Source organism: Dietzia sp. DQ11-44 (genome assembly GCF_014145205.1).
Lineage (GTDB): Bacteria > Actinomycetota > Actinomycetes > Mycobacteriales > Mycobacteriaceae > Dietzia > Dietzia natronolimnaea.
Window position 1 is genome coordinate 1 of record NZ_JAALEC010000074.1, and the last position, 10,747, is coordinate 10,747.

A 10,747-nucleotide genomic window follows, 5' to 3' on the forward strand; every position below is an offset into this window, starting at 1 on the left:
CCGCGTCGCACCCCGGCGGACCGGCATGCAGAGCTCCTGCGGCGCGCGTCGTCCTGAGGTGCCGGGCCGGGGCCGGGCACCTGACCCAGAGTTGCCGCCCCTCGCCGACTGCCCGCCCTAGAGTTGCAGCCGCGGGCCGACTGCCCGCCCTAGAGTTGCAGTCGCGCCAGCCGTCGTGCGCGTCGCCGTGCCCGCTGGAGTTCCGCGAGAAGTGCCTTGCCGGTCCACTGGCGGCGATCGGGTCCGGCCCGTTCGGCCTCGTGCACCAGCTCGACCATGTGCGCACACGCCGGCGTCTCGACACCGAGGTACCGACCCATCCGCACCACCTCCCCCTGGAGGATGTCGATCTCGGTCGGTCGGCCCCGGACCAGGTCGTCGTTCATCGACGACGTCCCGTCGGCGTCGACCCGCATGACCGCCCTGGCGAGCCTGCGGAACACCGGGGTGGGCAGCCGCATGACGGCCGGCAGCATGCCGGCGGGTACCGCGATGGGTACCCGGGACACCACTCCGGCGGCGGTGAAGACCCGGTTGGCCTCGGCCTGACAGAGCGCGACGCATCTGCGCAGGTCCCGGTCGAGGAGTTCGGTCCTCAGCGGGAGGCCGGACAACGCCTGGACCGCATTGTTCATGTTCAGCAGGACCTTGCCGTGCAGTACCGCCTGGATGTCGTCGGTCGCGCGCACCCGGAGATCGGCCTCCTCCATCACGCGCAGGAGCGGGGCGGCGAGGGGATGCTCGGCGATCCGGATCTCCCCGGTGCTGGTCCGACGGTAGGTCGCGGGGCCGGTCCGCGCGACGTTGAAGGGGATGATCCCGGCGATCACCGGTGTGGCGTCCACGCCCTCGCGGATCAGATCGGCCGAGTGCAGTCCGTTCTGCAGGCCCACCACCAGGGATCCCGGACGCAGGTACGGGACGAACTCGGCGGTGGCGGAGGCGGTGGAGCCGGCCTTGGTGCACACGAGCACCACGTCCGAGCGTCGGACGGCCACCGGCGTCTCGGCCAGGGTGAGCGCCTCGGCGGGCACGTGGAGGCGGTCCTCCACGCCCTCACCGGACTCCACGGTGAGTCCGACCGCGCGGATCGGGTCGAGGACATGAGGGCGCCCGACCAGCGTCACGTCGGCGTGGCGGGCGAGCCTGCCGCCCAGATAACACCCGACCACGCCCGCACCGATGACGGTGATGCGCAGCGGGGTGTCGGTGCCGACCATGGTGCTGGACGTTACGACATGCGCAGCGGTCCGGCGGTGGGATCGCGCGCGTGCCCACCGGGTCGAGGGGATCTCAGTGGCGCCGGGGTCGCAGAACCACCTCGGTCGGGTGGGCGTCGGGCCCCGAGTCGAGGGCGTGGCGCACCGCGGTGGCCACGGAGTCCGGGCTGAGGTGGGCCGACGGGTCATACTTCCCGCCCTCGGCGGCGACGATCGCCCGCTGCATGTCGGTGTCCACGCGTCCCGGATGGATCGAGGTGACGCGCAGGGCCGGTTCCTCGCCGCGGAGGGTGTCGGTGACGGCGCGCAGCGCGAACTTGGAGGCACTGTAGGAGCCCCAGCCCGGCTTGGCGGTGGTCCCGGCACCGGAGTTGATGACGACGACGTGGCCGCGGGCCGCGCGGAGCGCCGGGAGCAACACCCGGGTGAGCTCGACCACCGCGAGGACGTTGATCTCGAACGCGCGACGCCACTCGGCGGCGTCCGACTCGTCGATCCGCCCGAGGTCGGCCACCCCGGCGCAGTGGACCACCCCGTCGAGGGAGGTGATCCCGTCGGCGACCGATGACACCCCGTCGACCGTCGTCAGATCCGCGGTCACCACCCGGGCGGATCTGCAGGAGCGGGCCACCGACGCCAGTGCGTCGGCGTCGCGGCCCACCAGGATCAGGTCGTGATCCGACTCGAGCGCCCTGGCCGTGGCCGCGCCGATCCCGCGCGAGGCGCCGGTGATCATGACTGTGCCCATGTCCGGTGAGGGTAGACGCCGCGGAGGCTCAGCGGGCGGTCGCGGTCCCGTCGAAGGCGTCCAGGAGTGCGTTGAGGGCGGGGACCGCCGCCGACAGCGTCTCCCGGTGCTCCGGGGACAGGCGGGACAGGTGATCGGCGAAGTCCTGGTCGCGCGCCTCGAGCACCTGGTCGATCCGTGCCCGCCCGAGGTCGGTGAGCTCCACGCAGACGCCGCGGCCGTCCGAGTGGTCCCGCACGCGCTCCACGTAGCCCATGCTCTCCACCACGGTCACGGAATTGCTGGTCGTCGGGACCCGGACGTTCTCCAACCGGGCCAGGTCGCTCATCCGCAGCCGCCCGTGGCAGGCGAGCGTGTAGAGGATCGAGGTCTGTGCGCGGCTGAGGGCGTACTGGGTGTTCTGCCGCCGGACCAGAAGGTCCAGCCTGAGGAGGATGGGCCGGAACTCCGTCGCCAGTCCGCTCGTCACAGTGTCCACGCCGTGCCCCCTGACCCGTTCGTCCCCTCGGTCGCATGGGAGATGTAAGCACGTTCCGGGGCGGTTATGGGGCGTCATCCCGGGCCGTGAGGGATACTCTCGGCATGGATTTGTATCACCAGATCACCGGTTCCGGTCCCACGATCATCCTCATGCACGGTGTCTGCCACCGTGCGCACGCGTGGGACTCGGTCGTCCCGCTCCTGGCGGACCGGTTCCGGCTGGTGGTGGTGGACCTGCCCGGACACGGGGAGTCGGCGGATCTCCCCGACGCGGGTGACGTGCTCGAGTACATGATGGACCAATTGACTGAGCTCATCGCGGAGGTCGTGCCGGACGGGGAGCGCCCCCACGTCGTCGGGAACTCGCTCGGCGGCTTCCTCGCACTGGAGCTGGGGGCCCGTGGCCTGGCGAGCAGTGTCACCGCGCTCTCGCCCGCCGGGTTCTTCCGGTCCGACGCCGAGTGGCGCTACACGATGACCGTGTTCCACAGTCTGCGCCGGGCGGCCGGGAAGCTGGGCCGTCACATCCCCGTGGTGACCGAGAGGGCGGCGGGCCGTGCGGTGATGATGGCCGCGTTCTGCGCTCGGCCGTGGCGGTACCCCGCCGAGGCGGCGGCGATCGACGGCGAGGCGATCATCAGCAACACCGTGCTGGACCGGGCGGACCGCAGGACGTTCCTGTTCTCCGCGCCGGTGGACGAGGAGCTGCCGATCACCATCCGGTGGGGCCGGTTCGACCTGGTGCTGCCGGTCCGGCAGGTCTCGCTCGCGTCGAGGTTGTTCCCGCAGGCCCGGATCGAGATCTCGGCAGACGGGCACGTTCCGATGTCGGACGATCCGGAGGGCGTCGCCGCCTCGATCGCCGCGACCGTCGAGCGCGGGTTGGCGTATGCGGGGGCGACGAGCCGGGTCTGACGGCCCGGGTTCGGCGGCCCGTGTCCGGCGGCCCGGGTCAGGCGGGCCGGGTACGACGACCTGACCCCGCCCCCCGCCCCCGCACACGGACGATCAGGAACCCGACGAGCCCGCCGGGAGTGACCCCGCGGACAGCGACCCCGCGGAGAGCGACCCGGTCCCGCCGGTGAACCCGTCCCTCCACGCCACGACCGTCGACGGACGTGGCTGCGACGTCCCGCCGTCGGGCCAGTGGGAGGCGGGGTTCTCGATCGAGGCCCCGTCCTTCTCCCCGGGGTGCTGGACGTTGACGATCGCGCGGTCGGCAAAGACGAGCGGACCGCAGGTCTCCGCACCGATCGGCACGGTGAGGAACAGCTTGGTCTCGCCCCGGGTCGGCCCCTCTGTGGCCACCGAGTAGAGCCCGTCGTTGAATCCGAGCGCGTTGCCGTCGGTGGACACCCACAGCCCACCGGAGGGGTCGAAGGCCACGTTGTCCGGGCACGAGATCGGGCTGACCTTGGACTTGTCGAAGCCGCCGAAGTAGGTGTCGGCGGCGGCGGGGTCGCCGCACACCAGGAGCAGGTTCCAGCCGAAGGTCGTCCCGGCGTGGTCGTCGGTGATCTCGACGACCTGCCCGTGCTTGTTGTCGTGCCGGGGGTTGGCCTCGTCGACCTGGCCGACGGTGCGGCGGGTGTTGTTGGTCAGCGCCATGTACACCTTGCCGGTCGTGGGGCTGGGTTCGACGTCCTCCGGCCGATCCATCCTGGTGGCCCCGACCGCGTCGCCCGCCATGCGTGTGTACACGGCGACCTGCTCCGCGGTCATGCCGGTGACGTGGGAGACGGCGTTGCCGGCCGCGTCGACGGTCATGAGCGGGATCCAGCCGCCCGTCCCGTCGAACGCGCCGTCCGAGGGGAGCGTGCCCGACCCGTCGATCTCCGACTCCGGGGAGTTGCCGGTGAAGGTGGCCACGTAGAGCGTCCCCTCGTCGAGGATCCTCATGTTCTGGGTCCGCGCCGCCGCGGTCCGTCCCGGCACCATCTTCCGGCTGGAGACGAACTTGTAGAGGTAGTCGAACCGCTCGTCGTCGCCCGAATAGATGACGACGGTCCCGTCGGCGGTCACGTGAACGGTCCCGCCCTCGTGCTTGAACCGCCCGAGCGCCGAGTGCTTGACCGGCGTGGAGTCCGGGTTCCAGGGATCGACCTCGACGATGTAGCCGAAACGGTTGACCTCGTTCGGCTCGGCGGCCAGGTCGAAGCGGCTGTCGAAGCGCTCCCACTTGCGGCCCGACTCACCGACCGCCACGCCGTAGCGACGCAGGGCCTCCACACGCGCCGGGTCGGTCACGGAGCCGGTGGTGCCGAAGTACTGGTTGAAGTTCTCCTCGCCGGACAGGACTGTTCCCCAGGGGGTGTGGCCGCCGGCGCAGTTGTTGAGTGTTCCCAGCACGCGGGTCCCGGTGGGGTCGGCGGTGGTCCGGGTGAGGGGGCCGACGGCCGGGCCCCGCAGCTCGAACGGCGTCGTCGCGGTGATGCGGCGGTTGTAGGACCCCATCACGGGATCGAGCCCGCCGTCGGACGGCCTGCTGGCGAGCTCCACCACCGTCATGCCGTGTGCGGCCCAGGCGATCTCCACCTGCTCGCGGGTCGGGGCGGCGGAGTCGTACCCGCGGAACATCATCGGCTCGGTGGTGTACTCGTGGTTGACGGTGAGCAGGAACCGGTCGTCGCGGTCGTCCATGGGGAACAGGACCGCCAGGTCGCAGTTGAAGCCGTACTGCACCGCCTGCGCGGCGGCCGTCTGGTTCTCGAAGTCGAAGCCGGGCGCCCCGGGGACCACCGGGTCGCCCCAGCGGATCACCACGTCGCTGGAGTGCCCGACGGGCACGGTGACGGCGTCCGCGGTGTTGGGCTCCACGGGGAGGAAACCGGTGTCGAGGGTGCCCCCACCCGTCGACCCGGGTGCCCCGGCCGAGCCCGTGCCGAGGGAACCCTGCGCGGCGACGGAGGCGGGCAGGACCTGGGTGGCCCCCACCGCGAGCGCGACCACGCCCGCCGCCTTGAGCGCCCCCCGGCGGCTGATCTCGGTGGCGACGTCCCCGAAGTACGGGTTGTCGCTCGTGTTGGGGACCGGCGCCGCGCACTGGTCACCGCACTTGTACACACAGGTCAGGTGCTGGCGGTTGGAGATTCCGGGGGTGGCGATCGGAAGCAGACTGCGGACTGACAACGGTTCTCCCTGAGGACGTGTGCGCCCCACACGGGCGCACGAGGACGCTGTGACCCTAGGGAGCGCGGGCGACGGCGCGGGCGTGCTGAGGACACGTGCGGATGAACTGTGGGCGCAGTGCCGGTGAACACCGGTCCCGTGACGCTACAGTCGTCGTGACAACCCTCAATCTCGGATCGTCCGGCACGTTCCTGCCGGTGAAGGGAAGGATCTCTCCATGGCTACGGTGACCTTCGAGAACGTGTCCATCATCTACCCGGGCGCCGCACGGCGCAGTGTGGACCGACTCGACCTGGAGATCGCCGACGGCGAGTTCCTGGTCCTGGTGGGACCGTCGGGCTGCGGGAAGTCCACCACTCTCCGCGCGCTCGCCGGGCTCGAGGACGTCTCGGCCGGACGCATCCTCATCGGTGACAGGGACGTCACCGGGACGGAGCCCAAGGACCGGGACATCGCGATGGTCTTCCAGAACTACGCGCTCTACCCGCACTACACCGTGCGCGAGAACATGGGTTTCGCGCTCAAGCTGGCCAAGGCCTCCAAGAAGGAGATCGCGGAGCGGGTGGACCGCGCCGCGGAGATGCTCGACCTCACGGACTACCTCGACCGCAAGCCCAAGGAACTCTCCGGTGGTCAGCGCCAGCGGGTCGCCATGGGTCGGGCGATCGTGCGCAACCCGCAGGTGTTCCTCATGGACGAGCCGCTGTCGAACCTCGACGCCAAGCTCCGGGTGGCCACCCGCGCCCAGATCGCCAAATTGCAGCGTGAACTGCGCACCACCATGATCTACGTGACCCACGACCAGGTCGAGGCCATGACGATGGGGGATCGGGTGGCGGTGCTCAAGGACGGCATCCTGCAGCAGGTCGACACCCCGCGCGAGCTGTACCACAACCCGGTCAACGCCTTCGTCGCCGGCTTCATCGGATCGCCGTCGATGAACCTCTTCGACGCGCCCGTCTCGGACGGCAGAGTGGACCTGGAGGGTTTCGCGGAAGAGGTCCCGCCGGGGTCCGGACCGAGGGTCACCGTGGGCGTGCGGCCGGAGCACCTGCGGATCGCCGGGGACGGTCACGGGTTGGAGGTGACCGTGGACCTGGTCGAGGAGCTGGGGGCGGACAGCTACCTGCACTGCTCCACCGCGGACGGGCACCCGGTGGTCTACCGGGCCGAATCGGGTGACCACCCGGGTAAGGGCGAGACCATGTTCCTGGCCGCGCTCGACGGCGAGGTCCGCTTCTTCGACGTGGAGACCGGCCTGCGACTGCGGTGACCGGGTGCGCCGAGGCGGGCCACAGGGCTCGACGAGGCGGGCCACAGGCCCGATGAGGGCGGTAGTGGCGGATTGCAACATCTGTTGTTGCTAGAGTGTCGCGTGTGATCTGAGTCTCGCGGCCCACGGGCGGCGGTACGGCGGGGAGTCGGCGATGGGACCGTCCATGGTCCGACGCCACAGGCCCCGTGTGGGTTACGCTCAGCGGGACCTCAGAGAGACCCGCGTCACAGTGAACCCGGGATCACCCGACCGCCGGCACACGTCGGCGGTAGGCGAGACACGACAATAGGAGAGAGCGCATGGCCGTTCACGGCAGGTTCCTCAAGGCGGCGGCGGCCGCATCCATGGTCGCGGTGCTCACCGCGGCCTGTGGCAACGGTGGTGGTGACGAATCCGACGAGCAGGCGGAGGCCGGCACCTCGGGCGTCGGCCCGATCACCTTCGCGATGGGCAGCAACGACACGGACAAGCTCCGTCCCGTCATCGAGCAGTGGAACGCGGAGAACCCCGACCAGGAGGTCACCCTCCGTGAGCTCCCCGCCGAGCAGGACGGTCAGCGGGACACCCTCACGCAGTCCCTCCAGACCGAGAGCGGCGAGTACGACGTGTTCGCTCTCGACGTCACGGACACCGCGTACTTCGCGGCCAACGGGTGGCTGCAGCCGATCGAGGGCGACACCGAGGTCGACACGTCCGGCCTGATCGAGGCCGCCGTGGACTCCGCGACCTACAACGGCACGCTCTACGGCATCCCGCAGAACACCAACGCCCAGCTGCTGTACTACCGCACGGACCTCCAGCCGGAGGCGCCCGCCAACTGGGACGCACTGGTCGCGTCCTGCGAGGCCGCCGAAGGCGCCGACGTCGACTGCCTGCAGACGCAGCTCAGCCTCTACGAGGGCCTCACCGTCGCCGCCACCCAGTTCATCCACAGCTGGGGCGGTCAGGTCGTGGGTGACGACGGGCAGACCCCGGAGCTCGACACCGATCAGGCACGCGCCGGCCTCACCGCCCTGGTCGACGCCTACCAGAACGGCGTGATCCCCCCGCAGACCGACGCCTTCACGGAGGAGGAGACCGCGCAGGCCTTCCTCGCCGGCGAGACCATGTACTCCTACAACTGGCCGTACATGTACGAGTCGGGCCAGTCCGATCCCACGTCCCAGGTCCAGGGCCGGTTCGAGGTCGCACCCATCGTCGGCCAGGACGGCGCAGGCCGGTCCACCCTCGGCGGCTACAACAACGCCATCAACGTGTTCTCCGAGAACAAGGCCACGGCGCAGGCGTTCCTCGAGTTCATCATCTCCGAGGACGTCCAGATGGGCTTCGCCGAGCAGTCGTTCCCGCCGGTCCTGTCCTCGATCTACGACGACGAGGCGCTGCAGCAGGAGTTCCCGTACATGCCGGCCCTCAAGGCGGCTCTCGAGAACGCCGAGCCGCGCCCGGTCACGCCGTACTACCCGGCGGTGTCCAAGGCGATCCAGGACAACACGTTCGCCGCGCTGCGTGGCGAGAAGAACGTCGAGCAGGCGCTCACCGACATGAGCGCCGCGATCGACCAAGCGGCTCAGTGACACCAGAGTCTGAACAGCAGGTATGACATCACCGCGCTGATGGGCCCCGGGTAGCATTCCCGGGGCCCATCGGCCGTCGTGGTGAGGGCGGGTGCGATCCGATGAGGAGCTGCAGCGATGACGACGAGTGAGAAGTCCCCGGCGCCACTGGTCGAGAAGAGATTCGACTGGCGTCCGGTGTGGATGGTGGGCCCCGCGCTCGCGATCCTCGCGGTGGTGATCGGTTACCCGGTCGTCCGTGCGGTGTACCTGTCCTTCCAGGCCGACCGCGGCCTCGATCCCGCCACGGGGATGTTCTCGGACGGTGGGTTCGCCGGGTTCCAGCACTATCTCTACTGGCTCACCCAGGCGTGCCCGGCCCGGGGCGGCGACGGCACCATCCCCTGCCCGCCCGGTGTCTCGGCCGTCGACTTCTGGCCCGCCATGGGCAACACCCTGTTCTTCACCGTCACCACCGTCTCGCTCGAGACCGTGCTCGGCTTCGCCATGGCGGTGGTCATGGGCAAGAGCATCTGGGGACGCTCGCTCCTGCGCGCGGCGGTCCTCGTGCCGTGGGCGATCCCCACCGCCGTCACCGCCAAGCTCTGGGCGTTCATCTTCGCCCCCAACGGGATCGCCAACACGATGCTGGGCACCAACATCGCCTGGACCACCGACCCGTTCTACGCCCGTATGGCCATCATCATCGCGGACGTGTGGAAGACCGCGCCCTTCATGGCGCTGCTGATCCTCGCCGGGTTGCAGATGATCCCCGGGGACGTCTACGAGGCGGCCCGAGTGGACGGCGCCTCACGGTGGCAGCAGTTCACCAGGATCACGTTGCCGCTGGTCCGGCCGGCCCTGATGGTGGCGATCCTCTTCCGCACCCTCGACGCGCTGCGCATGTACGACCTGCCCGTGATCCTCGTGTCGGCCAACTCCGGCTCGCCCACCGCGACGGTGTCCATGCTGGTGGTCAACGAGATGCGGATGGGCAACTTCAACAGCGCGTCCGCCATATCGACACTGGTGTTCCTGCTGATCTTCGCCGTGGCGTTCGTCATGGTGAAGTTCCTCGGCGCGAATGTCGTCGATGACCGCACCGGCAAGAAGGAGGAGATCCGGTGAGTCACCGAGCGCCTGAACCGTCCACGTCGTCCACCACGCGGCCGCCCACCTCGTCGTCGTCACACCCCGGTCTCCACGATCGGGACAACAACGACGACCTTCGGCCGCCCCGCAAGCCACTCGGCCCGAGGATCGGCACCTACATCGGGGCCCTGCTCATCCTGATCTGGGGGCTCGCGCCGTTCTACTGGATGCTCGTCACCGCGTTCCGCGACAACCGGTTCGTGTTCTCCGCCAGTCCCGTGCCCTCGCACCTCACCCTGGACAACTTCCGTGAGGCACTGGCCACGGACGCGGGCAACAACTTCTTCGGTGCGATCATCAACTCGGTGATCATCAGCTCCATCACCACCGCGCTGGCGCTGCTCTTCGGCGTCTTCACCGCCTATGCGCTCGCGCGGGTCGACTTCCGCGGGAAGTTCTTCGTCACCGGCGTCATCCTGGCCGCGTCGATGTTCCCCGGCGTCGCGCTGGTCACGCCGCTGTTCCAGCTGTTCACCGACATCGGGTGGATCGGCACCTACCAGGCGCTCATCATCCCCAACATCTCGTTCGCGCTGCCCCTGACCATCTACACCCTGACCTCGTTCTTCAACGACCTGCCCTGGGAGCTGGAGGAGGCGGCGCGCGTCGACGGCGCCACCCGCGGCCAGGCGTTCATCAAGATCATCCTGCCGCTCGCCGCGCCGGCGTTGTTCACCACCGCGATCCTGGCGTTCATCATCACGTGGAACGAGTTCCTGCTGTCGCAGCAGCTGTCCAACTCCTCGACCGAGCCGGTCACCGTGGCGATCGCCCGGTTCTCCGGGGTCAACCCCTACATCCCGCCGCACGCGGCGATCATGGCGGCGGGTGCGCTCGTCACCGTCCCGCTGGTGATCATGGTGCTGATCTTCCAGCGACGGATCATCTCCGGTCTCACCGCCGGCGGTCTGAAGAGCTGACCGGTCGTGGCTCGGAGCGGCGGGGACGCGCTCGGGACCCGGCAGCGGCTGGAGGTCCTGGGCGGGTTCGTCGGGTTCTTCACCGTCCTCGCGCTGGTCAACGCGGTCGGCCTGATCGTGGTCGGGCGCCCGTCGATCCTCGCCTCGTTCGTGCTGGTGCTCATGCTCGCGGCGTCCGGTTACACCGTCCGCGTGTGGCGCCGGGCCGACCGCGCCGTGGGCCGCGGCTGAGTCCGCCCCTCAGCGACGGAGCCGGGCCGTCAGCGGCC

The 10,747-nt window shown here is 69.8% G+C and carries 10 protein-coding genes; 6 read left to right on the forward strand and 4 right to left on the reverse strand.

The window, feature by feature from the left end; translation table 11 throughout:
• Positions 1-149: 149 nt before the first annotated feature.
• The 3 genes from G6018_RS02245 to G6018_RS02255 form a co-directional block, all read right to left on the reverse strand.
• On the reverse strand, positions 150-1,220 hold the full coding sequence (locus tag G6018_RS02245) for a 2-dehydropantoate 2-reductase (protein ID WP_182610833.1): 1,071 nt from the start codon (positions 1,218-1,220) through the stop codon (positions 150-152).
• 73 nt (positions 1,221-1,293) lie between these two features.
• Entirely contained in the window at positions 1,294-1,968 is a 675-nt protein-coding gene (locus G6018_RS02250; RefSeq protein WP_182610834.1) for an SDR family oxidoreductase, read from the reverse strand.
• A gap of 28 nt (positions 1,969-1,996) precedes the next feature.
• The gene (locus G6018_RS02255; RefSeq protein WP_259844083.1) at positions 1,997-2,446 is read right to left on the reverse strand and encodes a MarR family transcriptional regulator; all 450 of its coding nucleotides are present in this window, start codon (positions 2,444-2,446) and stop codon (positions 1,997-1,999) included.
• Between the two features lie 104 nt (positions 2,447-2,550).
• On the opposite strand from G6018_RS02255, the gene G6018_RS02260 reads away from it, so the two are divergent.
• Positions 2,551-3,363, forward strand: a complete 813-nt coding sequence (locus G6018_RS02260; RefSeq protein WP_182610835.1) for an alpha/beta hydrolase — start codon at positions 2,551-2,553, stop codon at positions 3,361-3,363.
• Positions 3,364-3,456: 93 nt separating this feature from the next.
• Here the strand turns inward: G6018_RS02260 and G6018_RS02265 are convergent, their stop codons facing one another.
• Entirely contained in the window at positions 3,457-5,577 is a 2,121-nt protein-coding gene (locus G6018_RS02265) for a PhoX family phosphatase (RefSeq protein ID WP_182610836.1), read from the reverse strand.
• Positions 5,578-5,794: 217 nt separating this feature from the next.
• Between G6018_RS02265 and ugpC the strand changes: the two genes are divergently transcribed.
• The 5 genes from ugpC to G6018_RS02290 all read left to right on the forward strand — a co-directional run bounded on the left by ugpC (position 5,795) and on the right by G6018_RS02290 (position 10,709).
• Positions 5,795-6,850 (forward strand): sn-glycerol-3-phosphate ABC transporter ATP-binding protein UgpC, encoded by a 1,056-nt coding sequence (ugpC, locus tag G6018_RS02270; RefSeq protein WP_182638599.1) that lies wholly within the window; start codon positions 5,795-5,797, stop codon positions 6,848-6,850.
• 302 nt (positions 6,851-7,152) lie between these two features.
• On the forward strand, positions 7,153-8,427 hold the full coding sequence (locus G6018_RS02275; RefSeq protein ID WP_179523949.1) for an ABC transporter substrate-binding protein: 1,275 nt from the start codon (positions 7,153-7,155) through the stop codon (positions 8,425-8,427).
• 117 nt (positions 8,428-8,544) lie between these two features.
• On the forward strand, positions 8,545-9,534 hold the full coding sequence (locus G6018_RS02280; RefSeq protein ID WP_095718899.1) for a sugar ABC transporter permease: 990 nt from the start codon (positions 8,545-8,547) through the stop codon (positions 9,532-9,534).
• The gene (locus tag G6018_RS02285; RefSeq protein WP_182638600.1) at positions 9,531-10,478 is read left to right on the forward strand and encodes an ABC transporter permease subunit; all 948 of its coding nucleotides are present in this window, start codon (positions 9,531-9,533) and stop codon (positions 10,476-10,478) included. The genes G6018_RS02280 and G6018_RS02285 overlap by 4 nt, the downstream gene beginning before the upstream one ends.
• Before the next feature lie 6 nt (positions 10,479-10,484).
• Entirely contained in the window at positions 10,485-10,709 is a 225-nt protein-coding gene (locus G6018_RS02290; protein WP_182638601.1) for a hypothetical protein, read from the forward strand.
• Positions 10,710-10,747: the final 38 nt, after the last annotated feature.

Excerpts from the sequence above, each read along its gene's own strand:
- G6018_RS02245 (WP_182610833.1), bottom strand. The coding sequence starts at position 1,220 with ATGGTCGGCACCGACACCCCGCTGCGCATCACCGTCATCGGTGCGGGC.
- G6018_RS02250 (WP_182610834.1), bottom strand. The coding sequence starts at position 1,968 with ATGGGCACAGTCATGATCACCGGCGCCTCGCGCGGGATCGGCGCGGCC.
- G6018_RS02260 (WP_182610835.1), top strand. The coding sequence starts at position 2,551 with ATGGATTTGTATCACCAGATCACCGGTTCCGGTCCCACGATCATCCTC.
- ugpC (WP_182638599.1), top strand. The coding sequence starts at position 5,795 with ATGGCTACGGTGACCTTCGAGAACGTGTCCATCATCTACCCGGGCGCC.
- G6018_RS02275 (WP_179523949.1), top strand. The coding sequence starts at position 7,153 with ATGGCCGTTCACGGCAGGTTCCTCAAGGCGGCGGCGGCCGCATCCATG.
- G6018_RS02280 (WP_095718899.1), top strand. The coding sequence starts at position 8,545 with ATGACGACGAGTGAGAAGTCCCCGGCGCCACTGGTCGAGAAGAGATTC.